Below are 26,643 nucleotides of genomic sequence, written 5' to 3' on the forward strand. Positions count from 1 at the left end.
CAATCTTAGCGGTAAAACTAATGTTAGTTAGTCGCTCATCGCGGGATCATTTCAGCTTTTCTAGATCGGCTTCGATCTCTGCGATCTTACTTGATACAACCTTCTCTAAGTGGCGTAAGTCGGTAAGGATCTTCTGCTTCACATCGACCTCAGCGGTTGGCGTCGGTTTGGTGATCTTGTTGAGCTCATCAATCACAAGAGTGAGGTTGCGGTTAATCTCTGTCACTTCTTTGTATTGATTATTGCCGCCGCTAACAAGCACACTTTTTACTTGTCGTGGGTACTTAAACTTAACGCTTTTCGCGAACAGTTCACCTTTCTGCTTACGAAAGTAAATCTTCAGGATATCTTTATGAGCTTCTTGGCGAAGGGAGTAACGTTCAATCTGTTTAGGTTCGTGGATACCTAAGCCAGTGAGGTTTGGATACATAAGCGACCTCTAGGTTATGAATGTAATACTTTTATGTAATTGACTTGATCAATGTAGCAGCCTAACGACGAGCTAGATAGTTGATATCTGTGAATTGATTGTAAGTTGTGGGCAAGATCGCTCTCTATCTTTGCCCACACTTATTTGGCTATTAAAGCTATTCCTAGAGCTAAACTTGTTTCCTAGTCATAACTTACTTCTAGCACTAAATTAGCTTTCTAAGGTGCGAGTTCTGAAACATGCTCAGTTAACCTTTCTCTTAGTGCTTGTTCCTGTTCTTCAGACAGTCTGCCTCCCGCGTCACTGGTCAGAATAAACAAATCTTCAGCTCTCTCACCTATGGTGGTGATTTTCGCACCGTGCAAGTTAATGTCTAATTCTGCAAAGGTTGCACCGACTTGAGCCAACAACCCCGGCGTATCAAGAGCTCTTAACTCCATCAAGGTGCGTTTCTTACTCTTGGTTGGTAGGAACTCAACTAAGGTTTTTACCTTGAAATGCTGCAAGTTACGTGGCGTACGACGAGTCTTAATCTTAGTTGGGCGGCCATCAGCCAGAACATGAGTTAGATGCTTAGCGACGGCTTTGTGTCTTGCTTCATCAATCGCTTCGCCGTGCTGATCCAGTACGATAAAGGTATCCAAAACGTGGCCATCTTTACTGACCATGACTTGTGCGTCGTGAACGTTAAAGTTGCGTCTGTCGAGCTCGGCAACCACGGTCGCAAAAAGTGCCGCTTGGTCTTTACAGTAAACGAATACCTCTGTGCCGCCACGTGTCGCTTTTTGGCTGATAAGCACTAAAGGTTGACTCGGATCTTCTAAGCGAAGTAAGTGTTCACAGTGCCATGCGATTTGAGTGTGTGTATGACGCAAGAAATAATCAGCTTTGAAACGCTGCCACAAAACCTCAATCTCACGAGCCGTGAAGCCTTCTTTACGCAGCAGTGCAGATGCCATTTGCTGGTTATGACGAATACGGTCTCTGACATCGACTGGGTTTTCCAAGCCGCGACGCAGTGCTCGCTGCGTAGAATGGAACAGTTCTGCGAGTAGGGTACGTTTCCAACTGTTCCATAGTTCTGGGTTGGTTGCACAGATATCGGCTACCGTTAGACACACCAGCAGTTCTAACGACTCTTCGTCGCGTACTTTCTTGGCGAACTCTGTGATTACGTCCGGATCGTAGATATCACGGCGTTGAGCGGTCACTGACATTAACAGGTGGTTTTGTACTAGCCACGCGACTTGTTTGGCTTCTGGCTTTGATAGTCCGTGCTCAATACAGAAAGAGTAAGCTTCAACAGCGCCAATTTCTGAGTGGTCTCCGCCGCGGCCTTTACCTATGTCGTGGAAGATAGCCGCCAGAATCAACAGCTCTTTCTTTTGAACTCGTGGATACACTTCACAACAGATAGGGTGTTTATCGTGGTTCTCGATTTGGCCAAAGCGGTTGATGTGTTTGAGTAGGCGAATACTGTGTTCATCCACGGTGTAAACGTGAAACAGATCAAACTGCATTTGACCAACAATTTGGCTCCACTGTGGTAAATAGGCCGATAGCACGCCCAATTTGTGCATCAAACTAAAGGCTTTGTGCAGTGCATTTGGGTGGCGAACCAAATCCATGAACTTGTCACGAGCTTCAGGAATGGTATGCAAGAAGCGATTCAATCGGCGACGTGCGGTTCGCAGTTGTCGCAATGTTGGTGGGCTTACCCCTTCGATAGAAGAGTCATTCGCGATATGGATAAACATATCGAGAATCGTTTCTGGTCTCGCTTGGAATAGAGCCGGCTTACGTGCTTCGATCAATGAACCTCGACGTTGGAAGTCGTTGTCGAGAATCTCGGCTTCTTGTGTTTGACCGCCATTGATGATCGCTTGATCGAACAACTTAAGCAGCATCTTATTGAGCTCAGCTACGCGGCGAAGTGTTCGATAGAACTCTTTCATCATCATCTCGACGCCACGGTTGCCTTCACCACTGTAACCTAGGTGTTCCGCTACCTGAGCTTGATGGGCAAATGTGAGACGGTTGTCGTAACGGCGCAGTTCAATGTGCAGTGCAAAGCGAACACGCCACAAGAAATCTTGGCACTCGACCAACTCACGATATTCAGCATCGGTTAGAAAGCCGTATTTACTCATCTCCAATAAAGACGTTGCACCAAAATGTCGACGCGCAACCCAGCTCAGGGTGTGGATGTCTCTGAGCCCTCCCGGAGTCGATTTTATGTCCGGTTCTAAATTATAGGTGGTGTCGTGGTAGCGAGCATGACGCTCTCTCTGTTCTTGAATCTTGGCTTTGTAAAACGTCTCACTTGGCCAAAATGAATCGGAATGAATCTTTAGCTTCAGCTCTTGGAAGGTGTCTTCACTGCCACACAGTAAGCGCGATTCTTGCAGGTTAGTGGCAACGGTTAAATCATCGGTGCCGATCTCAAGACACTCTGCAATGGTACGCACCGCGTGGCCGACTTCGAGTTTTAAGTCCCAGAGTAGGGTAATGAATTGACTGACTTTTTCACCCAGTGCGGGTGGCAGTGTTTTTTGCGAGACAATGAGGATATCAATATCGGACAAAGGGTGTAGTTCACCACGGCCATAGCCTCCCACCGCAACAAGTGAAATATGAGGCAGTTTGTTGAATCCAAAATGCTCCCATAAACGATTGAGAAGCAAATCCATGTATTCGGAACGAAGCAGCACCAAATCGGTGACTGGATGATGATTCAGAAATTCATTTTTTTGATACTGCGTGAAGATTTCGAGCTGATTTTTTATTTCGCAGATTTCAATTTGTTCGTCATTGAACGTAAGGGGACATTGATAAGGCATAGTCTGCTATCCGTGCAAGCAAATGAGAATAGTAAACAATTTAACAGAAGCTGATGGAAAATCGAAATTGAGCGGATAAAAAAATATCCTCGACATGCGAGGATATTTTTAAAAGTCTGAGGTATTCAGCTTGTTGAACTAAGCGTTCTTCATGATACGTGGAATCGTATCGTCGCTGCGTAGTGTTAGTACCTCACAACCAGTATCCGTTACAACTAGAGTGTGTTCCCACTGAGCTGAGTTCTTGCTGTCTGCTGTGTACACTGTCCAGCTATCTTCGTCATCTAGACGACAACCAAACTTACCCGCATTAATCATTGGCTCGATAGTGAAACACATGCCTGCTTTCAGTACGGTACGGTCACTGTTTTTGTAGTGAACGACTTGTGGATCTTCGTGGAACTCAGAACCAATACCGTGGCCACAGTAATCTTTTACAATAGAGAATTTAGCGCGTGGGTTGTTCTTGTTGTTTGTTTTGATGTACTTCTCAATAGCAGTACCGATTTGGCCAAGTTGAACACCTGGTTTAACCTGACGCATGCCTTCGTAAAGTGCTTCTTGAGCAACCATACACAGACGTTTGTTTGCTGGAGAAACTTCACCCACAAGGAACATCTTAGATGTGTCACCGTGGTAGCCTTGTGGACGAACACTTAGATCAGCATTTTCGTCATCAGGAACAATCACAGTGATATCAACGTTTAGAATGTCGCCATCTTTTAGTACTGCAGGTTTGAATTGACCTGTGCTACCCGTCTCATCTTGTGATGCTGGAATACCGTGACACACGATGTGGTTGATAGAAGTACAGATTGACTTAGGGAAACCGTGGTAATCAAGTGGTGCTGAGTATGCGCCTCTTTCTAGAGCGTACTCATGACAGATTTGGTTTAGCTCTTCTGTCGTTGTACCCACTTGGATGTGAGGTTCAATCATCTCTAGAATTTCTGAAGCCAGCTTGCCGGCAACGCGCATTTTTTCAATTTCTTCAGCAGTTTTAATTTTTACAGCCATTGCATATCTCTTAAATTTGGTAGCACCTAAGTGTGCATATTGGGGCTATTCTAGCAGTGCAGCATTTTAGCGCAACATTCTGATACCCATATAATGCTGGTGGACATTACTAAGCATGATTGAATAGTGTTCAAATTTAGACGGTTTGTCTCTTGTGTTATTGATACTCTTTATAAGAGAAATACAGTGTCAAAGATCAGTATAGCAGTCGCCATTTTTAGATTTTTTTCTAGCCATAGATAGACAAAATATGGTATAAAGCGCGCCGGACATCAGGACTGTTTTCTCCATTTGGCGAAACAAGCTTTGTGTCCACTAACTTATTTCTTTAAATCACACACATTCCGACACATGTTCCGGGGTGCCTCAACAACACAGATAACGGCTGAAAAGTGGTTAGTTGTTAGGGGTCGGATTCATGGGGAGTGTGGAGGCCTAACCCCATAGAGGATTTTAAAATGGCAACTGTATCAATGCGCGATATGCTTAAAGCTGGTGTTCACTTCGGTCACCAAACTCGTTACTGGAACCCAAAAATGAAGCCATTCATCTTTGGTGCTCGTAGCAAAGTTCATATCATCAACTTAGAAAAAACTGTACCAATGTTCAACGAAGCTCTAGCTGAAATTGCTAAAGTTGGCGAGAAGAAAGGTAAAGTTCTTTTTGTTGGTACTAAGCGTGCTGCATCTGAAGCTGTTAAAGAAGCTGCTATCAACAGCAACCAGTTCTACGTTAACAACCGCTGGTTAGGCGGTATGCTAACGAACTACAAAACTGTTCGTCAGTCTATCAAGCGTCTGAAAGAACTTGAAGCGCAAGCTCAAGACGGTACTTTCGACAAGCTTACTAAGAAAGAAGCTCTAATGCGTACTCGCGAAATGGAGAAGCTAGAGAAATCTCTTGGTGGTATCAAGAACATGGGCGGCCTACCTGACGCTCTATTCGTAATCGATGCTGATCACGAACACATCGCAGTTAAAGAAGCTAACAACCTAGGTATCCCAGTTTACGCTGTAGTTGATACTAACTCTAACCCAGACGGCATTGACTTCATCATTCCTGGTAATGACGATGCAATCCGTGCAGTACAGCTTTACCTTAACGCTGCTGCTGACGCGGTTAAAGAAGGCCGTAACAAAGACGTTGTTATCGCTGCTGCTGCTGAAAAAGACGGTTTCGTAGAAGCTGAATAATAGCGGCTCTGAGCCATATTTAGTTCATATTCAGGTGTCATATTGATATTTGAAGCAAGCTAAATACAGTCAATATCAGGGGCCATTTAATGAGGCCCCTGTTTTTTATCTTTTTTAGAATTAACTGAGGAATAGAGAATGGCAACTGTAACTGCAGCTCTAGTTAAAGAACTTCGTGAACGCACAGCTGCGGGCATGATGGAATGTAAAAAAGCGCTTGTTGCTGCTGAAGGCGACATCGAGCTAGCAATTGAAAATATGCGTAAATCTGGCGCAGCGAAAGCAGCTAAAAAAGCTGGTAACGTTGCTGCAGAAGGCACAATCGTTATTAAAGAAGACGCTGGCGTTGCTGCTCTTCTTGAAGTTAACTGCCAAACTGATTTCGTAGCTAAAGATGCAGGTTTCCTTGCATTCGCTAACGAAGTTGCTGAAGCTGCTCTAGCAGAGCGTTTAGATATCGTTGCACTTCAAGCTAAGTTTGAAGACGCACGTATTGCGCTAGTAACTAAAATCGGTGAAAACATCAGCATCCGTCGCGTTGAGCTAATCGAAGGTGTTGCACTTGCTTCTTACCGTCACGGCGAGAAAATCGGTGTTGTTGTTGCTGGTGAAGGCGAAGCTGAAACGCTTAAGCACATCGCTATGCACGTTGCTGCTTCTAAGCCTGAGTACGTTAACCCATCTGACGTACCTGCTGACGTAGTAGAAAAAGAAAAAGCTGTTCAAGTTGAAATCGCTATGAACGAAGGCAAACCACAAGAGATCGCTGAGAAAATGGTTATCGGCCGTATGAAGAAATTCACGGGCGAAGTATCTCTTACTGGTCAAGCTTTCATCATGGAACCTAAGAAAACTGTTGCTGACATTCTTAAAGAGAAAGGCGCATCAGTTACTACCTTCGTTCGTTTAGAAGTTGGTGAAGGTATCGAGAAAGCGGCTGAAATGAGCTTCGCAGACGAAGTTGCAGCGGTACAACAAGGTTAATCCTTAGTGTATTGATTGAAAAAGACCGTGGCAAATGCTGCGGTCTTTTTATGAATAGTGAATTATTTTTCGGCTGTTAGCTGTTATGAATGCAAACTGAGCTCTTCAGTTTTTATCCATGACTGTTAATCATCAACTCTTTGGAAGGTAAACTCCATGACTACGAACCCTAAACCGGCGTATCAACGTATTCTGTTAAAACTTAGCGGCGAAGCACTACAAGGCGAAGAAGGTTTTGGTATTGACGCGACGGTCCTTGATCGTATGGCTCAAGAAGTAAAAGAATTGGTTGAACTAGGTGTTCAAGTAGGCGTTGTTATCGGTGGCGGTAACCTTTTCCGTGGTGCAGGCCTTGCTGAAGCAGGTATGAACCGCGTTGTTGGTGACCACATGGGTATGCTAGCAACGGTAATGAACGGCCTTGCAATGCGTGACGCCCTGCATCGTGCTTACGTAAATGCACGTGTAATGTCAGCTATCCCTCTTAAAGGTGTATGTGACGACTACAACTGGGCAGATGCAATCAGCCAACTACGTCAAGGTCGTGTTGTGATCTTCTCTGCTGGTACTGGTAACCCATTCTTCACTACAGATTCTGCTGCGTGTCTACGTGGTATCGAAATTGAAGCTGACGTAGTTCTAAAAGCGACAAAGGTAGATGGCGTATTTACTGCTGACCCAGTAGCAAACCCAGACGCAGAGCTGTATGATACGTTGTCTTACAACACTATTCTTGAAAAAGAACTTAAAGTGATGGATTTGGCTGCATTTACGCTAGCACGTGATCACAAAATGCCAATCCGTGTATTTAACATGAATAAACCAGGCGCATTACGTCGCGTGGTTATGGGTGAAACTGAAGGTACATTAATCAGCGACGCTGACTAATTTTTCGGGCTTACTGAGGTGTTATGCTTTGGTAAGCTTATCCTTATCACTCCAAATAAAAAGCTTTCTTGAAGAAAGAACATAATCAAGGTGAAATTGTGATTAACGAAATCAAAAAAGACGCTCAAGAGCGTATGGATAAAAGTGTAGATGCACTTAAAAATAGCCTGCAAAAGATTCGTACAGGCCGTGCTCACCCAAGCCTACTGTCTGGTCTTACTGTAGAGTACTACGGTGCACCAACGCCTTTGGCTCAAGTTGCTAACGTTATTGCAGAAGATGCACGTACACTAGCAATTACAGTGTTTGATAAAACACTGACTCCTTTAGTTGAAAAAGCAATCCTGACATCTGACCTAGGCCTAAATCCTATGTCTGCTGGCACGGTTATTCGTGTACCACTTCCAGCGTTAACGGAAGAGCGTCGTAAAGACCTCGTTAAAATCGTTCGTGGTGAAGCTGAAGGTGGCCGTGTTGCTATCCGTAATATCCGTCGCGACGCGAATGGCGATCTAAAAGCACTTCTGAAAGACAAAGAAATCTCTGAAGATGAAGATCGTAGAGCACAAGACGAAATTCAAAAGCTAACTGACATTGCGGTTAAGAACGTAGATGAAGTTCTAGCAACTAAAGAAAAAGAGTTGATGGAAGTTTAATTTTCCATATTCTTTTCTTTCCGGAAAAACGCTGTACTCACGGTTCAGCGTTTTTTTATGCTACTCTGTTCGACTATTAGAATTTGATTCACTCTTTTATGCATAATTCTCAAGCGTTCACAGACTCTCTTCCTAAACACATTGCTATCATTATGGATGGTAATGGCCGCTGGGCAAAAGCTCAGGGCAAGCCTCGCGTCTTTGGTCATAAAAACGGTGTTCGAGCCGTTCGTAAAACCATCTCTTCATCTGCCAGACTTGGCATTAAGGCCGTTACACTTTTTGCGTTTAGTAGCGAAAACTGGCGTCGTCCTGAAGAAGAAGTCGGTATCTTGATGGAACTGTTTATTTCAGTGCTGTCGAGTGAAGTAAAAAAACTTCATAAAAATAATCTACAATTGCGTGTTATTGGTGATAAAAGTCGTTTCAATGATCGACTCCAAAAGAAGATAGAAGAAGCAGAAGCTTTGACTAGTACCAATACGGGTATGGTTATTAATATTGCTGCTAATTATGGCGGTAAGTGGGATATCCAGCAGGCAATGACCTCAATTGCTCAACAGGTAAAGTCTGGCGATATTAATGTAGATGACATTGATGAAGCTATGATTACACAGCACCTGACTATGGCAGATATTCCTGAAGTTGACCTACTTATCCGCACCAGTGGCGAGTGCCGCATTAGTAACTTTATGCTTTGGCAATTGGCTTACGCCGAAATGTATTTCACTGAACAATTCTGGCCAGACTTTAATGAAGACAGCTTAGTAGAAGCTGTGACTTGGTTTGTAAACCGCGAGCGTCGTTTTGGATGCACTGGTGAGCAAATTAAAGCTCTGATGGACAGTTAATAAGGATTTTTTGGTTTGAAACAACGAATTATTACGGCGTTGATTTTAGCTCCCCTAGTTATTCTAGGTATTTTCGAGTTATCACTTCCCACGTTTATTCTTTCACTAGCAGTAATCTCGCTATTGGGCTTTTGGGAGTGGACTCAGTTTGTTGAAAGCAAATCGCGTTATTTAGCGCTGATTCCAACGGTTGTAGTCAGTGCTGCAAGTTTTGCTTTTATCCCTTTTGATGCATTTAGCCTTAATCATTTATCTAGCGCTCACTACACCATTCTAACGATTGGCTCTATTTGGTGGGTAATAGCGAGTGGTATGGCGGTGACTTACCCTAAGTCTATGCCCGCATGGAAAGATTCTTCTCTCCTTCGTCACGCATTTGGCGTGCTGACTCTGCTGCCATTTTTTTGGAGTGTGGTTATTCTGCGCGCTAACGGTATTGATGTTGATCCTTACCACGGTGCAAAATTGGTGATGTTTGTTTGTTTGCTCGTTTGGGCAGCTGACAGCGGTGCTTATTTTTCAGGAAAGAGTTTTGGTAAGCGTAAAATGGCACCAGCGGTAAGCCCTAATAAGACGATTGAAGGTCTTATTGGTGGCATTATTACAGCAGTGATCATAGCTTGGATTTTTGCTGACTTATTTGATATCCAATTCACAAGTCCTCTTCACATGATTGTAATTACCCTTGTGACTGTCGTTATCTCTGTTCTTGGTGACCTTGTTGAAAGCATGTTTAAGCGTGTTTCAGGGGTGAAAGACAGCAGTAATCTGATTCCTGGTCATGGTGGTATACTTGATAGAATAGATAGCTTAACGGCTGCATTCCCTGTCTTTGCTTTGCTTTATTTAGCATTCTAATAATAAAGGGCAGTGATTCTGCCCTTTATTTCATTTCTACGGTCATATGTGATGCGAAATCTAACTATCCTTGGCGCTACCGGCTCAATTGGTGCAAGTACACTAAAAGTCGTTGAACAAAACCCAGATCTCTATTCGGTCGTGGCACTGGCTGCCGGGTCGAATGTCGAAAAGATGTTGGCGTTAGTTGAAAAGTGGCAACCAAGCTATATTGCTATGGCTTGCCCTGATGCAGCATCTCAGCTGACTGAAATACTGTCCGCTAATTACCCTAACGTTACAGTACTTTCAGGCCCAGAAGGCATGTGTCAGGTTGCTTCTCTAGAGGAAGTGGACACGGTAATGGCTGCGATTGTGGGAGCGGCAGGTTTACTTCCTACGATGGCTGCGGTTAAGGCTGGTAAGCGTATTTTGCTTGCTAATAAAGAAGCCTTGGTGATGTCAGGGCAGTTGTTTATAGACGCCGTGGAAAAGTACGGTGCTGAACTACTTCCTGTAGACAGTGAGCATAATGCTATCTTCCAATGCCTACCGCAAAATGTACAAACCCATCTAGGTCGTTGTAATCTGGAAGAGAACGGTATCAACCATATTCTCTTGACGGGTTCTGGCGGTCCTTTCCGCTATACGGATGTTGCTGAGTTAGATTCGGTAACACCGGCTCGCGCTATTGCACACCCTAACTGGTCTATGGGCCCTAAGATCTCTGTTGACTCTGCGACCATGATGAATAAAGGTCTTGAGTATATTGAAGCTAAGTGGCTATTTAATGCTTCTCAAGAACAGTTAAAAGTCATTATTCATCCTCAGTCTGTGATTCATTCAATGGTCCAGTACAAGGATGGCTCGGTACTTGCTCAAATGGGTGAACCCGATATGGCGACGCCAATCGCTTTGACGATGTCTTATCCTGAGCGTACAGAAGCCGGCGTTAAGCCTCTGGATTTCACCAAAGTGGGCGAGCTTACTTTTCTAGAACCCGATTTTAGCCGTTACCCATGTTTAAGATTAGCAATTGAAGCGTGCTACCTAGGGCAGCATGCAACAACAGCAATTAATGCTGCCAATGAAATTGCAGTCGATGCCTTTTTGAACAATCGGGTTAAGTTTACCGATATTGCTGTCATTAATGAGCATGTTATGAGCAAAGTATGTGAACAATATAGCTCTGAGGGCTTAGATAGCTTGGAAAGCCTTCTTGAGCTCGATAATATGTCTCGTCAAATAGCCATTCAATTTATTAAAGAGCAGCTAGCATGAGTGGAATTCTGTGGAACTTCGCATCTTTTATTGTAGCGCTTGGTATTCTGGTTGCTGTTCATGAGTTTGGACACTTCTGGGTTGCTCGTCGTTGTGGTGTGAAAGTAGAAAAATTCTCGATTGGTTTTGGTAAATCAATCTGGAGCAAGATCGGCCGTGATGGTACTGAATACAGCTTGTCAGTGATTCCGCTGGGCGGCTACGTTAAGATGCTCGATGGGCGTGTTGACGACCTTTCTGAAGAAGAGCAGCAATACGCTTTTGACAAGAAGCCATTGTGGAAACGCACGGCGATAGTCGGTGCAGGCCCAGCATTTAACTTTATCTTTGCGGTGTTTGCGTATTGGCTGGTATTTTTGATTGGCGTGCCTGCGGTTAAACCGGTGATCGGTGAGGTCACCCCGCAATCTATTGTTGCACAAGCCGGAATTGAAACTGGAATGGAACTTAAATCTATTTCAGGAATCAAAACCGCAGATTGGGAATCAGTCAATATGGGTTTGATATCACATATTGGTGATCAATCCATGACAGTAACGGTTTCTTCTCAAGACGATATCGGCTTTGAGCAACAGGTGACATTGGATATTTCAGACTGGTCGTTCAACCCAGAAACTGAGTCTGCAATGACAACGCTTGGTTTTAGACCGTACTCTCCAGAGATATCAACAGTGCTTGCTCAAGTTATTGATGATGGCGCTGCATACTCTGCGGGGCTAGAAGCTGGTGACAAAATTGTTGAAATTAATGGGCAGCCAATTGAACAGTGGCAGTCGGTTGTTGAGTTAATTCGCTCGAACCCGATGAAATCCATGAACCTTATTGTACTGCGTAATGGTTTTGAACAGTCGTTGTCTATGACGCCAAAAAGTCGAGAGCTTTCTGATGGTTCAATAATCGGCTATGCGGGTATTGCTCCAGAAGTCGCAGAATGGCCAGAAGATTATCGCTTTGAGTTACAATTTGGTGTAATTGAGTCTGTAGGAAAAGCATTTGATAAAACAGGTCAAATCATTGGTTTGACACTGACAATGCTCAAGAAGCTCATCGTTGGCGATGTCGGCTTAAACAACTTGAGTGGCCCGATTTCAATTGCTAAAGGCGCAGGTACAACCGCCGATTACGGTTTGGTTTACTTCTTAGGCTTTTTGGCTCTGATTAGTGTCAATTTGGGTATTATTAATTTGGTTCCGCTGCCTATGCTTGATGGCGGACATTTGCTCTTTTTCGCTATTGAGGCCATTACTCGTAAACCTGTCCCTGAAAAAATTCAGGAAATGGGATACAGAGTGGGAGGTGCAATCCTCTTCTCTTTGATGGCTCTGGCAATATTTAATGATTTTACTCGTCTGTGAATGGTTTCTCACAGGCATTGGTAGTAGCAAGGAATAATTAGAATAAGTATGGCGATTAAGCAAATTCTGTTCGCAAGTCTATTGGCCACTAGTGTGGCTGCGAACGGAGCACAAAACTTTGTAGTTCAAGATATCAAGATCGAAGGTTTACAGCGTGTTGCACTTGGTGCAGCTCTACTGAAGATGCCAGTGCGTATTGGCGATGAAGTGGATGAAGGCGATGTATCTGAGATCATTCGTGCACTGTATGCTTCAGGTAACTTTGAGGATGTTAAGGTCCTTCGCGATGAAGGTGTTTTAGTTGTTCAAGTAAAAGAACGACCGACCATCGCAAGCATTTCATTTTCAGGGAACAAAGCGATCAAAGAAGAGCAACTTCAGCAGAACCTAGATGCATCTGGTGTTCGTGAAGGTGAAGCCCTTGACCGCACAACGCTGAGTAACATCGAGAAAGGCCTTGAAGATTTTTACTACAGTGTTGGTAAGTACAACGCGACAGTAAAAGCGGTTGTGACACCTTTGCCACGTAACCGTTCTGACCTTAAGTTTGTATTTACTGAAGGCGTATCCGCTAAGATTCAGCAAATCAACTTTATTGGTAATGAAGTCTTTTCTGATGCTGAGCTACTGAGCCGTTTCAACCTGAATGTTGATGTTGCATGGTGGAATTTCCTTGCGGATGAAAAATACCAGAAGCAAGTATTAGCGGGTGATATCGAAGCGTTGAAATCGTACTACCTTGACCGTGGTTACCTTAAATTTAAGGTGGATTCTACACAAGTAGCGATCTCTCCAGATAAGAAAGGCGTTTACATCACGCTTGGTATTGATGAAGGCGAAGCCTACACCGTTAAAGATGTCGCGTTTCGCGGTGAGCTGATTGGTCGTGAGGCTGATTTTGAAGCATTAGTACCATTTGAAGACGGTGATACGTACAACGGCTCTTCTGTTACATCACTAGAAGAGGGCGTAAAGCGTATTCTTGGTGAGTCTGGTTATGCGTACCCACAAGTACGTACTATTCCTGAATTTGACGATGAGACCAAAGAAGTGTCATTGGTTATTAATGTAGAAGCGGGCAGCCGTATCTACGTTCGTGATATTCGATTTACGGGTAATAACTCGACCAAAGATGAAGTACTACGTCGTGAAATGCGTCAAATGGAAGGCAGCTGGCTTAACTCTAAGTCAATTGACACTGGTAAGAGCCGCCTTAACCGTTTAGGTTTTTTTGAAACGGTTGATGTACAAACAGTGCGTGTTCCTGGCAGTGAAGACCAAGTTGACTTGGTTTACAACGTTAAGGAAGCGAACTCAGGCAGCATCAACTTTGGTGTTGGTTACGGTACCGAATCAGGTGTCAGCTTCCAAGTTGGTCTACAACAAGACAACTTTGCTGGTTCTGGTAACCGTGTTGGCGTAAGCGCCATGATGAACGATTACCAAAAGAACGTGAGCTTGGACTACCGTGACCCATACTGGAACCTTGATGGTGTGAGCTTAGGCGGTAAGATCTTCTACAACGAATTCGAAGCCTCTGAAGCGGGTATTGTCGACTATACCAACCAAAGTTACGGTACCAGCCTTACATGGGGCTTCCCTATGGATGAGCTGAACCGTATCGAATTTGGTGTTGGCTATACGCACAACAAGATCGGTAACGTTCCGACTTATATCCAAGTGGAACAGTTCGCGAGAAGTATTGACCAATATGGTGACGAAAACATCTTAACTGATGACTTCGATATCAATATCTCTTGGACTCGTAACAACCTTAACCGTGGTTTCTTCCCAACCGAGGGTAACCACCAACGTGCTTTCGCTAAAATGACTGTACCAGGCTCTGACGCTAAGTACTTCAAAGCTCAGTACGATGTAAAACATTACATCCCGCTGACCAAAAAGCATGAGTTCACACTTTTGATGCGTGGCCGATTAGGCTATGGTAATGGTTACGGTCAAACGGATGGTAATGATAACTTGTTCCCATTCTACGAGAACTACTACGCGGGTGGCTTTACAACGTTGCGTGGCTTTGGCTCTAACTCAGCGGGTCCAAAAGCCGTTTACGGGAGCAGTACGGGTAACAACCCAACGTACAGCTCAGCAACCGATGATTCGGTTGGTGGTAATGCGGTTGCCTTGGCAAGTTTAGAGTTAATTGTACCTACGCCGTTTGCTTCTGATGAAGCACGTAGCCAGATTCGAACCAGTGTCTTCTTTGACATGGCAAGTGTATGGGATACCGAGTTCGTAGACCGTGGTGCACCTAACAGTGGCAGCCAGTATTACTACGATTACTCTGATCCAACAAATTACCGTTCATCTTATGGTGCAGCCCTTCAATGGATGTCGCCGATGGGCCCATTGGTTTTCTCTCTAGCGAAACCCGTTAAAATTTACGAAGGTGATGATGAGGAATTCTTCACATTTACCATTGGTAGAACTTTCTAATATTTAAAGGACAATATTTTGAAAAATATGATTAAAGCAGCAGGTTTAGGCCTTGTAGTTCTTAGCTCTTCTTTCTTTGCAACAGCTGCTGAAGCTGCGCAAAAAGTGGGTTATGTAAACACTGCACAAGTATTCCAGGCTCTACCTCAGCGCGAAGTTGTTCTTCAAAAAATGCAGGAAGAGTTCAAAGATAAAGCTGCTGAGCTGCAGAGCATTCAAGCAGAAGCAAAAACTAAGATTGAAAAGCTTAAGCGTGATGGTGAACTACTAGGTCCTGACGAAGTTGAGAAGCTTCGTATCGAAGTCGGTCAACTAGACAGTAAGTACAAAATCAAAGCTCAAGCACTAGAAAAAGCAAGCCAACGTCGTGAAGCACAAGAGAAGCAGAAGCTATTCAAAGTGATTCAAGATGCTGTAACTAAAGTTGCAGAGAAAGAAGGCTACGACATGATTGTTGATATTCAAGCTCTGCAGTACGGCAAGCCGGAATACAACATCTCTGAGCAAGTAATTAAATCACTGAAATAAGTTTATGAAGAACCTGACTTTAGCCGAATTGGCAACGATTACCGGGGGAGAGCTACACGGAGACGGTACGGTTACCGTTTCAGCAGTTGCTCCTATGGATAAAGCGCAAGAAGGAAACATTACGTTCCTTTCGAACGTGAAGTACAGCAAGCACCTTGGTGACTGTAAAGCATCCGCTATTATGGTTAAAGAGAGTGAGCGCGAACTGTGTAAGACCAACGTGATTGTGGTCAGCGACCCTTACGTTGCTTTTGCTAAAGTTGCTCAAGCGCTTGATACTACTCCTGCACCCGCAGCGGCTATCGCTGATTCTGCTTCAATTTCAAGCGATGCAACCATTGGACAAAATGTGTCTATCGGTGCGAACGCTGTGATTGAGTCTGGTGTGGTACTTGGTGATGATGTGATCATCGGAGCTGGTTGTTTTATTGGTAAAAATGCAAATATTGGCACAGGCACTAAGCTATGGGCTAATGTAAGTGTTTACCATGAAGTCGTGATTGGTGACGCGTGTTTGATTCAATCAAGCACTGTCATTGGCTCTGATGGCTTTGGTTATGCGAACGAGAAAGGTGAGTGGGTTAAGATTCCACAAGTCGGTTCAGTTCGCATTGGTAACCGTGTAGAAATTGGCGCGTGTACAACCATCGACCGTGGCGCATTAGATGACACAATCATTGAAGATAACGTTATCTTAGATAACCAGCTTCAAATTGCTCACAATGTTCACATCGGATATGGTTCTGCTATTGCCGGTGGTACTATTATCGCAGGCAGCACGACGATAGGTAAGTACTGTATTATTGGTGGCGGTTGTGTGATTAATGGTCATATTGAAATCGTTGGCGGCGTTACAATCACCGGTATGGGGATGGTAATGCGCAGTATCACTGAGAAAGGCATGTACTCTTCGGGTATTCCTTTACAGCCAAACAAAGATTGGCGTAAAACAGCAACGCGTGTACATCGTATTGATGAAATGAACAAGCGTTTGAAAACCGTTGAAAAACTTATCGAGAAGAGCGCGGAATCATAATTCCAGCATTTCTAATAAAAGGCTCGCGTACAGCGAGTCTTTTTCGTTTATAATCCTTCTAATTAAATAAAGAATATACATAGGAATACGACTTTGACTACTGAACAGACAACGATGAACATTACTGAAATTCAGGAACTATTACCTCATCGCTACCCATTCTTAATGGTTGATCGTGTGACTAGCTTTGAAAAAGAAAAAACACTGACTGCGATTAAGAATGTCTCTGTTAACGAACCTCAGTTCACAGGCCACTTCCCTCAACTGCCTGTATTCCCAGGCGTGTTGATCTTAGAAGCAATGGCGCAAGCAACTGGTCTTCTAGCATTTAAATCATTTGGTGCCCCTTCTGGTAACGAGCTTTACTACTTTGCAAGTGTAGATAAAGCTAAATTCCGCAAGCCAGTAGTGCCAGGTGACCAACTGATTATCGAAGTTGAATTCTTAAAAGAGCGTCGTGGTATTGCATCGTTTAACGGCGTTGCTAAAGTTGACGGCGTAGTTGTATGTTCAGCTGAACTTAAATGTGCTCGTAGAGAGTTTTAATATGATTCATGAAACAGCAAAAATTCACCCGGCAGCAGTAATCGAAGGTGATGTAACTATCGGTGCTAACGTGACGGTTGGGCCTTTCACTTACATTGCTGGTAACGTGACAATTGGTGACGACACTGAAGTGATGTCGCATGTGGTGATCAAAGGTCACACGACCATCGGTAAAGAAAACCGCATCTTCCCACACGCAGTTATCGGTGAAGAGAACCAAGATAAGAAATACGGTGGCGAAGAGACAACAGTTGTGATCGGTGATCGCAACGTGATTCGTGAGGCGGTTCAAATCCACCGTGGTACAACTCAAGACAAAGCAACCACAGTGATCGGTGATGACAACTTACTTTGTGTTAATGCTCACGTAGCACACGATGTTATTGTTGGTAACCATACTCACATTGGTAACAACGCTATTCTTGGCGGTCACGTAACAGTGGGTGACTACGCTGGTGTAATGGCGCTATCTGCGATTCACCCGTTCTGTTCAATAGGTGCTTACGCCTACATTGGCGGTTGTTCTGCTGTTGTACAAGATGTACTGCCGTACGTGCTTGCACAGGGTAACCATGCGGCTCCATTTGGTCTTAACCTAGTGGGCCTGAAGCGTAACGGATTTGAGAAACCAGAAATTCGTGCACTACAGAAAGCGTACAAAGAGTTATACCGTTCAGGTAAAACACTTGAAGAAGCGAAAGCGGCTTTAGTTGAAATGGCGAAAGAGTTTACTTCGGTTACTCCTATGCTAGAAATGCTAGAGAACTCTGAGCGCGGTATTATTCGTTAATACTTGATATGATTGTTTACCAATCAGCGCAAGTACGACAATAATGACTTAATCAGATTGGTATAACAAAAAGATCGCTACTCATTGGGCGGTCTTTTTTGTTTTAGGCAACAAGGGAATTGGAAAACTATGGCACAGCAAGAAGCAGCAACCAATAGCTCGGACTTTGTTTCGAATGAACCTCTACGCGTAGGTATCGTCGTCGGAGAACTCTCGGGTGACACGCTTGGCGAGGGTTTTATTAAAGCGGTCAAATCACAATATCCGAATGCTGAATTCGTGGGTATTGGTGGACCAAAAATGAAAGCGCTTGGTTGTGAGTCTCTTTTCGAAATGGAAGAGCTTGCCGTGATGGGGCTTGTAGAAGTGCTTGGTCGTTTACCTCGTTTGTTAAAAGTGAAAGCGGAACTGGTTAAGTATTTCACTCAAAACCCGCCAGATGTCTTCGTTGGTATCGATGCGCCAGATTTCAACCTAAGACTTGAATTGGATCTTAAGAACGCGGGTATTAAGACCGTTCATTATGTCAGCCCTTCAGTATGGGCATGGCGTCCAAAGCGTATCTTTAAAATCGACAAAGCAACCGACTTGGTACTGGCTTTCTTGCCGTTCGAAAAGGCATTCTACGATAAATATAATGTTGCTTGTGAATTTGTTGGCCATACATTGGCAGACACCATTCCACTAGAACCGAATAAAAAAGAAGCTCGCGAGCTTTTAGGTTTAGATCAAGATAAGCCTTGGTTAGCCGTATTACCGGGTAGTCGCGGTGGTGAGATGAGTTTGATTGCTCAACCCTTTATTGAGACTTGCCAGCGTATTAAGCAAAAATACCCTGATATCAACTTTGTTGTTGCGCTCGTTAATGAGCAACGTAAAAAGCAGTTCACTGAAATTTGGCAATCGACGGCACCTGAACTTGAATTTACATTGGTAGAAGATACCGCCACCAACGTGATTACCGCTGCTGATTCTGTTCTGTTAGCTTCGGGTACTGTTGCTCTCGAATGCATGTTGTTGAAACGCCCAATGGTCGTTGGCTACAAAGTAAATAAACTGACGGGTTATATTGTTAAGAAATTATCGATTACTGAGTTCGTATCGTTGCCGAACATTTTGGCTGGCGAAGAGATTGTGAAAGAGCATATTCTTGAAGAGTGTCACCCAGACTTCTTGTTTCCGTCTGTCGATAAGATGCTATCCGCTGATAACAGCGCATTAATCGAACGCTTTACCGAGATGCATCATTGGATTCGTAAAGACGCGGATAAACAAGCCGCTAATGCGGTATTGAAATTGATAGATCGACCATGTGTTGAATCATAAAGTGCTTGTTTACAGAACATTAAGAGAAGAATTATGGCAGTAAAAGAGAAAAAAGAGCTTCCTCCTTTTGAGTATCCTCAAGGCTACCCGTTATTTGCTGGTGTTGATGAGGTAGGGCGCGGGCCGTTAGTTGGCGATGTTGTTACAGCTGCGGTTATCCTCGATCCTAATAATCCAATCGAAGGTTTGAACGACTCAAAGAAACTGTCTGAGAAGAAGCGTCTGGCTCTGTTTCCTGAAATCAAAGAGAAAGCCTTGGCTTGGTCTGTTGGTCGTTGTTCCCCGCAAGAAATTGATGAGTGGAATATTCTGCAAGCGACCATGATTGCTATGCAGCGAGCGATCGCAGGGCTAAGCGTTCAACCTGATATGGCACTAATCGATGGAAACCGCGTTCCTGAACTGCCGATGGATGGTCTTGCTATTGTAAAAGGGGACTTGCGAGTTGCTGAAATCAGTGCGGCATCTATCATCGCTAAAGTTGTTCGTGACCAAGAGATGGAAGAACTTGATAAACTTCATCCAGAGTTTGGTTTTGCTAAACATAAAGGTTATCCGACCAAAGCGCATTTCGAAGCGATTGAAAAACATGGCGTAACCGAGCATTACCGCAAAAGCTTTAAGCCAGTAAAGCGCATTTTAGGTCTCGATTAAAGCTCGTCGGCTAAGGCTGTATATTGATTAGGGCTTAGTATTGGTTAGAGCTTTATATTGATTAGGGCTTTATATTGCTTAGACTCATGTTGACCGGAGCAAGGCATCGAATAAAGTTGCTTATTTGCGGTAGAAAAAAATAGAATACACACAGTTGTAATCCTAGGCCTAAACCTAGAACTCAGGAAAAATAATGTCAGATCCAAAATTTGTTCACCTACGCGTACACAGTGATTTTTCGATGGTGGATGGCCTATCTAAGGTGCCACCATTAGTAAAGAAAGTCGCTGAAATGGGTATGCCTGCTCTAGCATTGACCGACTTTACTAACCTATGTGGCTTGGTGAAATTTTACGGTACTGCCCATGGGTGTGGGGTTAAGCCAATTATTGGTGCTGACTTCTTGATGCAGTCTCCGGATTTTGGCGATGAATTGACCAAACTCACTGTTATTGCAGCGAATAATAAAGGTTACAACAACCTAACATTATTGATTTCAAAAGCTTACCTTCGTGGTCATGTACAACATCAGCCAGTTATTGATAAAGAGTGGCTGATTGAACATGCCGAAGGCCTGATTCTTCTATCGGGAGCAAAAGAGGGTGAGATTGGTAAGGCGTTGCTGAAAGGCAATCGAGAGTTGGTTACAAGCAGCGTTGAGTTTTACAAAACACATTTCGCAGACCGTTTTTATCTGGAGCTCATTCGTACTGGGCGCCCGGATGAAGAGTCGTATCTGCACTTTGCGCTAGAGCTTGCTGAACAAGAAGACCTGCCTGTTGTCGCGACCAACGAAGTGGTTTTCATATCTGAAGACTTGTTTGACGCCCATGAAATTCGTGTGGCGATTCATGATGGTTTCACTATGGTTGATCCACGTCGACCGAAAAACTACAGCTCACAACAATACTTGCGTAGTGAAGAAGAGATGTGTGAGTTGTTCTCAGACATCCCTGAAGCACTGGAAAACAGTGTCGAGATTGCTAAGCGTTGTAACGTAACAGTTCGACTGGGCGAATACTTCTTACCTAACTTCCCAACGGAAGGTTTGGCGATTGAAGACTTCTTGATTAAAAAATCAGAAGAAGGCCTTGAGCGTCGTTTAGCGTTTCTATTCCCTGATGAGAAAATTCGAGCTGAACGCAGACCTGAATACGATGAGCGACTTAAGATTGAACTTGAAGTTGTCAACAACATGGGGTTCCCGGGTTACTTCTTGATCGTAATGGAGTTCATCCAGTGGTCAAAAGATAACGACGTACCAGTAGGCCCAGGCCGTGGTTCTGGTGCCGGTTCTTTGGTGGCTTACGCATTGGATATCACCGATCTTGATCCACTTGAATATGACTTGCTGTTCGAACGTTTCTTGAACCCAGAACGTGTATCTATGCCCGATTTCGATATCGACTTCTGCATGGATAAACGCGACCAAGTTATTGACCACGTAGCCGAGATGTACGGTCGTGATGCCGTTTCTCAGATCATCACCTTTGGTACTATGGCGGCAAAAGCGGTAATTCGTGACGTTGGCCGTGTATTGGGCCACCCGTTTGGTTTCGTTGACCGTATTTCTAAGCTGGTTCCGCCTGATCCGGGCATGACGCTAGAGAAGGCCTTCCTTGCTGAGCCAGCATTGCCAGAACTCTACGACGGTGATGAAGAAGTACGCGAACTGATTGATAAGTGTCGAATTCTTGAGGGTTGTACGCGAAATGCCGGTAAGCACGCGGGTGGTGTTGTTATCTCACCCACCACGATCACTGACTTTGCACCCATCTATGCCGATGCAGAAGGTAACTTCCCAGTAACGCAATTCGATAAGAATGACGTTGAAACCGCCGGTTTGGTTAAATTCGACTTTTTGGGTCTACGTACCCTGACCATCATCGATTGGGCGTTAGGCCTCGTAAACCCACGCTTGAAGAAAGAGGGTAAAGAGCCGGTTCGTATTGAATCGATTCCTCTAGATGACCAAGCGTCATTTAACCTATTACAAAATTCTGAAACGACGGCGGTATTCCAACTGGAATCACGCGGTATGAAAGATCTGATCAAGCGTCTACAACCCGACTCTTTTGAAGATATCATCGCATTGGTGGCCTTGTTCCGTCCGGGCCCTCTGCAATCAGGCATGGTAGATAACTTTATCGACCGTAAACACGGACGAGAGGCTGTATCTTACCCTGATGAAACGTGGCAACACGAGTCGTTAAAAGAAACACTAGAACCTACGTACGGCATCATCCTGTATCAAGAACAAGTAATGCAAATCGCTCAGATCCTTGCGGGTTATACGCTTGGTGGAGCGGATATGTTGCGTCGTGCGATGGGTAAGAAAAAGCCTGAAGAGATGGCAAAACAGCGCGGTACCTTCAAAGAAGGTGCTGAAGCCAATGGTGTTGATGGCGAACTGTCCATGAAGATCTTTGACTTGGTAGAGAAGTTTGCGGGCTACGGCTTTAACAAATCTCACTCGGCTGCATACGCACTGGTTTCTTATCAAACGCTATGGCTTAAAACGCATTACCCTGCAGAATTCATGGCGGCAGTAATGACCGCGGATATGGATAACACCGAGAAGGTTATTGGCCTTGTTGATGAATGTTTCCGTATGAAGCTCAAGCTTCTTCCACCCGATATTAATTCCGGTTTATACCGTTTTAATGTGGATGAAGATGGTGCGATTGTTTATGGCATCGGTGCGATTAAAGGGGTGGGTGAAGGCCCAATTGAAGCCATTATTGAAGCGCGTAACAAAGGCGGTTACTTTAAAGACTTGTTCGACTTCTGTGCACGACTTGATCTGAAAAAAGTGAACAAGCGTGTTATCGAAAAGTTGATTCTGTCGGGCGCCTTAGATAGATTAGGTCCTCACCGAGCAGCGATGATGGCCTCATTGAAAGATGCGGTTAAGGCGGCAAGCCAACATCACCACGCTGAGTCTTTTGGTCAATCGGATATGTTTGGCGTGTTGACTGACGCTCCGGAAGAGGTGGAACACAAGTATACCCAAGTACCGAAGTGGCCTGAAAAGGTTTGGCTTGAAGGTGAGCGTGAGACGTTAGGTTTGTATTTAACGGGTCACCCGGTTAATGCGTACATTAAAGAGCTCGCGAAATACACCAGCTGTCGCTTGAAAGATGCGACGCCGACGCGTCGTGATCAGTCTTTAACGATTGCAGGTTTGGTCATTGCTGCTAGGGTAATGACCACGAAGCGCGGAACTCGAATTGGTTTGATGACCCTCGACGACCGATCGGGGCGAATGGAAGTGATGTTGTTCTCGGATGCGCTCGATCGCTACGCTGAATTGCTCGAAAAAGATAAAATAGTGGTCGTTTCTGGACAGGTCAGCTTTGATGATTTCAATGGTGGGCTTAAAATGTCCGCGCGCGAGGTCATGGACTTAGGAAGCGCCCGTGAGAAATATGCTCGTGGGGTGTCGATATCTATCGACCAATCCCAAATTAATGGTCAATTTTTTGAACGCTTTAGTCAAATCTTAGAACCTTATAGAGCCGGAACGGTCCCAGTCAATGTATACTACCAGCGTGCCGACGCTAGAGCGCGGTTAACATTGGGCACAGAATGGCGTGTGACGCCAAGTGATACATTACTAGACGAATTAAAACAGCTGCTTGGAAATAGCCAAGTAGAACTCGAATTTAACTAAAATTTAGCTCCATGATTGTGGAGCTGAATCAACAAGGATTCATAGATGAGCCTGAACTTTCTAGAATTTGAAAAGCCTATCGCTGAACTTGAAGCAAAAATCGAAGCGCTACGTGACGTTTCACGTCACGGTGGTGACACAGCGGTAGATCTAGACAAAGAAATTGAACAACTAGAGAAAAAAAGCTTAGAGCTTAAACAGAAAATCTTTAGTGACCTAGGTGCATGGCAAGTAGCTCAACTTGCTCGTCACCCGCAACGTCCGTACACCAAAGATTACCTGGAGCATGCCTTCACAGAATTTGAAGAGATGGCGGGCGATCGCGCTTTCGCTGACGACAAAGCAATTGTGGGTGGTATGGCTCGTCTAAATGGTCGTCCTGTTATGGTTATTGGTCACCAGAAAGGTCGTGAGACTAAAGAAAAAGTGATTCGTAACTTTGGTATGCCAAAGCCAGAAGGTTACCGTAAGGCACTTCGCCTAATGGAAACGGCAGAGCGTTTCAACATGCCAATCATTACTTTCATCGACACAGCGGGTGCATACCCAGGTGTTGGTGCTGAAGAACGTGGTCAATCTGAAGCGATCGCAAAGAACCTTAAAGTTATGGCTGGCCTATCTGTGCCAGTTATCTGTAACGTTGTGGGTGAAGGCGGTTCAGGTGGTGCACTAGCTATTGGTGTTGGCGACTACGTGAACATGCTTCAGTACTCTACGTACTCAGTAATATCTCCAGAAGGTTGTGCTTCAATCTTGTGGCGTGATTCAGATAAAGCACCACAAGCTGCTGAAGCGATGGGCCTAGTTGCTCCTCGTCTGAAAGATCTTGAGCTTATCGACGAAATCATTCCTGAGCCTCTAGGTGGCGCGCACCGCGATCCAGTACAAACGGCTCAGAACATGAAAGACATGCTAGTTAAACAGCTAGAAGAGCTAGAGCAGTTTGATAACGAAGCACTACTTGAGCGTCGTTACCAACGCCTAATGAGCTACGGTTACTGCTGATAAGCGTGCCTTGAAATGAGGCAGCTTCAAGTAACAAGATGATGAAAGGGTTGGACTCAGTGCCAACCCTTTTTTATTATTAAAATATTATCCCCTCAAACCTACTCTCATGGTTCACTCGCTCATGACTCACTTAATCGAAACCTTCACATCTGTACTTCATCAAAGCGCACTCAAGCCTAGTCGATTGATCGTGGCTTTCAGTGGCGGTGTTGATTCTCGAGTCTTGTTAGAGTTAGCAGCGCAGTACGCGCAAACGCATGGCATTGAGTGCTGCGCGGTGCACGTTCACCACGGTTTAAGCAAGAACGCTGATCACTGGGCAGAGCAGTGCCAAACATGGTGTGATGCTTTGTCAGTTTCGTTAGCTGTAGACCGAGTCTCGTTGGATATCAACAGTGGTGAAAGCGTTGAAAAGCTGGCTAGAGATGCTCGATACCAAGCTTTTCAGCAGCACATCAGACAGGGCGATGTGCTTGTTACAGGTCAACACATCGATGATCAACTTGAGACTTTCTTGTTAGCGTTGAAGCGGGGAAGTGGCCCTAAAGGGCTTTCTTCAATGGCGAAAGTGATGTCGTTTAGCGAAGCGTTTATCGTTCGACCGCTACTTTCAGTGACTCGATCAGACATTGAAGCGTCGGCGCACGACATGGGTTTAACTTGGGTCGAAGATGAGAGTAATCAAGACGTTCGCTTTGACCGCAATTTTATTCGCCATCAAGTAACGCCAACGCTGACTGAGCGCTGGCCCAATTTTCGAGAGGCGGTCAGTCGCAGTGCTCAGCTTTGCGCAGAGCAAGAGTTGCTGCTCGATGAGTTGCTTGAATCACACTTCCAGCAAGCTTTGGAAGATAGCCAGAGCTTAATCATTGAGGCGTTATTCCAACATTCAGACTTGTTACGAGCGCGACTGATAAGAATGTGGTTGAGTCATTGTAATCAACCGATGCCGAGTCAAAAGCAGCTCAAGCTTATTTGGGATGAAGTCGCATGCGCTCAGGCGGACGCCAACCCTAAGCTGGTGTTGAATGATGCCGAAGTTCGACGCTTTAATCATCAGCTCTATTTGGTGAGAGAGACTAAAGACCTATCCGACTGGCAAAGCCATCTTTCAATGGGAGAGAGTTTGACGCTACCCGATGGCTTAGGGGAGCTACGCTTAAATTCAGCACTGAGTGATGGCGCATCGAACCACCGTGATGTGCAAAGCTTTAGTTTGTCGGATACAAACGCAACACTAAGAGTGATCTTTAACCCTGAAGGACTTTCGGCTCACCCTGTTGGGCGCGGGCATAGTAGAAAACTCAAGAAGCTGTTTCAGGAATACCAAGTACCCAGTTGGTTAAGACGCAGAACGCCGATATTAATGGATGGCGATCGAGTGATCGCTGTTTTAGGCTTATTCGTAGATAAAAACTACGAAGGTCAAGATTGTGAAGCGCTTTGGAGCAAGTAGAAAAAGTTTGTGTCACAATTCACCGTCACTTTAATAAAAATAATTAATGGAATATGCAATGAAGAAAATTACACTAGGATTAGTTCTCGGACTTGGACTATTGAGTGGTAACGCTCTGGCGGGTGATGTTGCTGCGGGCCAAGCTAAAGCAGCAATCTGTGCGGCTTGTCATGGCGCCGATGGTATCGCTATGATCCCAGGTTACCCAAACCTGAAAGGACAAAACGAGCAGTACATCGTTTCATCGATCAACGCTTACAAAACAAAACAGCGCAATGGTGGCTTGGCCGCTGTGATGCAGGCTCAAGCTTCTATGCTGAGTGATGAAGATATCGCTAATCTAGCCGCTTACTACGCAAGCCTTAAGTAAAACCTTCTCAAAGCGCTGATTAAACAAGATGATAAATTTCGAGCCAGAGCTTTAAAGCTCTGGCTTTTTTCATTGAATGTTTACTATAGCTAACCGATAATGAGCTATTCGCACAGTTTAAGGGATGAACATGAAAAAGATTGAAGCCATTATCAAGCCATTCAAACTTGATGATGTACGTGAAGCACTTGCAGAAGTGGGTATTACGGGTATGACAGTATCTGAAGTTAAAGGTTTTGGACGCCAGAAAGGTCATACTGAGCTATATCGCGGCGCAGAGTACATGGTCGACTTTTTACCTAAAGTGAAATTGGAAATCGTTGTGACCGACGAAGTGGCTGACCAGTGTGTTGATACCATTATCGAAACGGCTCAAACCGGTAAAATCGGCGACGGTAAGATCTTCATTACTGACGTTGAACGTGTGGTACGTATTCGTACTGGCGAAGAAGACGAAGACGCCGTATAAA

The 26,643-nt window shown here is 44.6% G+C and carries 23 protein-coding genes; 20 read left to right on the top strand and 3 right to left on the bottom strand.

All coding sequences use genetic code 11. The features are described from left to right. Positions 1 to 46 precede the first annotated feature (46 nt). From AACU28_RS12415 to map, 3 genes are all read right to left on the bottom strand, one after another. The gene (locus tag AACU28_RS12415) at positions 47 to 430 is read right to left on the bottom strand and encodes a DUF3461 family protein (RefSeq protein WP_004734354.1); all 384 of its coding nucleotides are present in this window, start codon (positions 428 to 430) and stop codon (positions 47 to 49) included. Positions 431 to 648: 218 nt separating this feature from the next. After that, entirely contained in the window at positions 649 to 3,270 is a 2,622-nt protein-coding gene (glnD, locus tag AACU28_RS12420) for a bifunctional uridylyltransferase/uridylyl-removing protein GlnD (protein WP_017084157.1), read from the bottom strand. A gap of 138 nt (positions 3,271 to 3,408) precedes the next feature. Beyond that, positions 3,409 to 4,287 (bottom strand): type I methionyl aminopeptidase, encoded by an 879-nt coding sequence (map, locus tag AACU28_RS12425; RefSeq protein ID WP_004734352.1) that lies wholly within the window; start codon positions 4,285 to 4,287, stop codon positions 3,409 to 3,411. A gap of 458 nt (positions 4,288 to 4,745) precedes the next feature. On the opposite strand from map, the gene rpsB reads away from it, so the two are divergent. The 20 genes from rpsB (at position 4,746) to glnB (ending at position 26,642) form a co-directional block, all read left to right on the top strand. Further along, positions 4,746 to 5,480, top strand: a complete 735-nt coding sequence (gene rpsB, locus AACU28_RS12430; RefSeq protein ID WP_004734351.1) for a 30S ribosomal protein S2 — start codon at positions 4,746 to 4,748, stop codon at positions 5,478 to 5,480. Between the two features lie 138 nt (positions 5,481 to 5,618). After that, positions 5,619 to 6,464 (top strand): translation elongation factor Ts, encoded by an 846-nt coding sequence (tsf, locus tag AACU28_RS12435; RefSeq protein ID WP_017072670.1) that lies wholly within the window; start codon positions 5,619 to 5,621, stop codon positions 6,462 to 6,464. A gap of 156 nt (positions 6,465 to 6,620) precedes the next feature. Next, positions 6,621 to 7,352, top strand: coding sequence for a UMP kinase (gene pyrH / locus AACU28_RS12440; RefSeq protein ID WP_017072669.1), 732 nt, complete (start codon positions 6,621 to 6,623; stop codon positions 7,350 to 7,352). Positions 7,353 to 7,450: 98 nt separating this feature from the next. Further along, positions 7,451 to 8,008, top strand: coding sequence for a ribosome recycling factor (frr, locus tag AACU28_RS12445; protein ID WP_004734349.1), 558 nt, complete (start codon positions 7,451 to 7,453; stop codon positions 8,006 to 8,008). Between the two features lie 98 nt (positions 8,009 to 8,106). Continuing rightward, positions 8,107 to 8,859, top strand: coding sequence for an isoprenyl transferase (locus AACU28_RS12450; RefSeq protein WP_004734348.1), 753 nt, complete (start codon positions 8,107 to 8,109; stop codon positions 8,857 to 8,859). 15 nt (positions 8,860 to 8,874) lie between these two features. After that, positions 8,875 to 9,717: a phosphatidate cytidylyltransferase gene (locus AACU28_RS12455; RefSeq protein WP_017084153.1), complete on the top strand. Its 843-nt coding sequence runs from the start codon at positions 8,875 to 8,877 to the stop codon at positions 9,715 to 9,717. Between the two features lie 51 nt (positions 9,718 to 9,768). Continuing rightward, positions 9,769 to 10,977 (top strand): 1-deoxy-D-xylulose-5-phosphate reductoisomerase, encoded by a 1,209-nt coding sequence (gene ispC, locus AACU28_RS12460; protein ID WP_017086231.1) that lies wholly within the window; start codon positions 9,769 to 9,771, stop codon positions 10,975 to 10,977. Beyond that, complete coding sequence (gene rseP / locus AACU28_RS12465) at positions 10,974 to 12,332, top strand: sigma E protease regulator RseP (RefSeq protein WP_004734345.1); 1,359 nt, start codon at positions 10,974 to 10,976, stop codon at positions 12,330 to 12,332. Before ispC ends, rseP begins: the two co-directional genes overlap by 4 nt. Positions 12,333 to 12,380: 48 nt before the next feature. Next, a complete protein-coding gene (bamA, locus tag AACU28_RS12470; RefSeq protein WP_004734344.1) occupies positions 12,381 to 14,786 on the top strand; it encodes an outer membrane protein assembly factor BamA in 2,406 nt (801 codons plus the stop codon). 27 nt (positions 14,787 to 14,813) lie between these two features. Next, complete coding sequence (locus tag AACU28_RS12475; RefSeq protein ID WP_004734343.1) at positions 14,814 to 15,314, top strand: OmpH family outer membrane protein; 501 nt, start codon at positions 14,814 to 14,816, stop codon at positions 15,312 to 15,314. A 4-nt stretch (positions 15,315 to 15,318) separates the two neighbouring features. Continuing rightward, the gene (lpxD, locus tag AACU28_RS12480) at positions 15,319 to 16,350 is read left to right on the top strand and encodes a UDP-3-O-(3-hydroxymyristoyl)glucosamine N-acyltransferase (protein WP_017079409.1); all 1,032 of its coding nucleotides are present in this window, start codon (positions 15,319 to 15,321) and stop codon (positions 16,348 to 16,350) included. A gap of 93 nt (positions 16,351 to 16,443) precedes the next feature. Next, a complete protein-coding gene (gene fabZ / locus AACU28_RS12485; RefSeq protein ID WP_004734341.1) occupies positions 16,444 to 16,896 on the top strand; it encodes a 3-hydroxyacyl-ACP dehydratase FabZ in 453 nt (150 codons plus the stop codon). Position 16,897: 1 nt separating this feature from the next. After that, positions 16,898 to 17,686 carry an acyl-ACP--UDP-N-acetylglucosamine O-acyltransferase gene (gene lpxA, locus AACU28_RS12490; protein WP_004734340.1) on the top strand — a complete coding sequence of 263 codons (789 nt, stop codon included), beginning with the start codon at positions 16,898 to 16,900 and terminating at the stop codon, positions 17,684 to 17,686. 129 nt (positions 17,687 to 17,815) lie between these two features. Further along, a complete protein-coding gene (gene lpxB / locus AACU28_RS12495; protein WP_004734339.1) occupies positions 17,816 to 19,012 on the top strand; it encodes a lipid-A-disaccharide synthase in 1,197 nt (398 codons plus the stop codon). A 33-nt stretch (positions 19,013 to 19,045) separates the two neighbouring features. Further along, positions 19,046 to 19,666 carry a ribonuclease HII gene (gene rnhB / locus AACU28_RS12500; protein ID WP_121603014.1) on the top strand — a complete coding sequence of 207 codons (621 nt, stop codon included), beginning with the start codon at positions 19,046 to 19,048 and terminating at the stop codon, positions 19,664 to 19,666. Between the two features lie 193 nt (positions 19,667 to 19,859). Beyond that, complete coding sequence (gene dnaE, locus AACU28_RS12505; protein WP_121603015.1) at positions 19,860 to 23,339, top strand: DNA polymerase III subunit alpha; 3,480 nt, start codon at positions 19,860 to 19,862, stop codon at positions 23,337 to 23,339. A 45-nt stretch (positions 23,340 to 23,384) separates the two neighbouring features. Further along, on the top strand, positions 23,385 to 24,344 hold the full coding sequence (accA, locus tag AACU28_RS12510) for an acetyl-CoA carboxylase carboxyl transferase subunit alpha (RefSeq protein ID WP_004734336.1): 960 nt from the start codon (positions 23,385 to 23,387) through the stop codon (positions 24,342 to 24,344). Positions 24,345 to 24,468: 124 nt separating this feature from the next. Beyond that, complete coding sequence (tilS, locus tag AACU28_RS12515) at positions 24,469 to 25,803, top strand: tRNA lysidine(34) synthetase TilS (protein ID WP_121603016.1); 1,335 nt, start codon at positions 24,469 to 24,471, stop codon at positions 25,801 to 25,803. 58 nt (positions 25,804 to 25,861) lie between these two features. Then, positions 25,862 to 26,173, top strand: coding sequence for a c-type cytochrome (locus AACU28_RS12520; RefSeq protein ID WP_029222103.1), 312 nt, complete (start codon positions 25,862 to 25,864; stop codon positions 26,171 to 26,173). Positions 26,174 to 26,303: 130 nt separating this feature from the next. Next, positions 26,304 to 26,642 carry a nitrogen regulatory protein P-II gene (gene glnB / locus AACU28_RS12525; protein ID WP_004738609.1) on the top strand — a complete coding sequence of 113 codons (339 nt, stop codon included), beginning with the start codon at positions 26,304 to 26,306 and terminating at the stop codon, positions 26,640 to 26,642. Position 26,643: the final 1 nt, after the last annotated feature.

The organism is Vibrio sp. SBT000027, assembly GCF_963894355.1.
In the GTDB taxonomy this organism is placed as follows: domain Bacteria; phylum Pseudomonadota; class Gammaproteobacteria; order Enterobacterales; family Vibrionaceae; genus Vibrio; species Vibrio splendidus.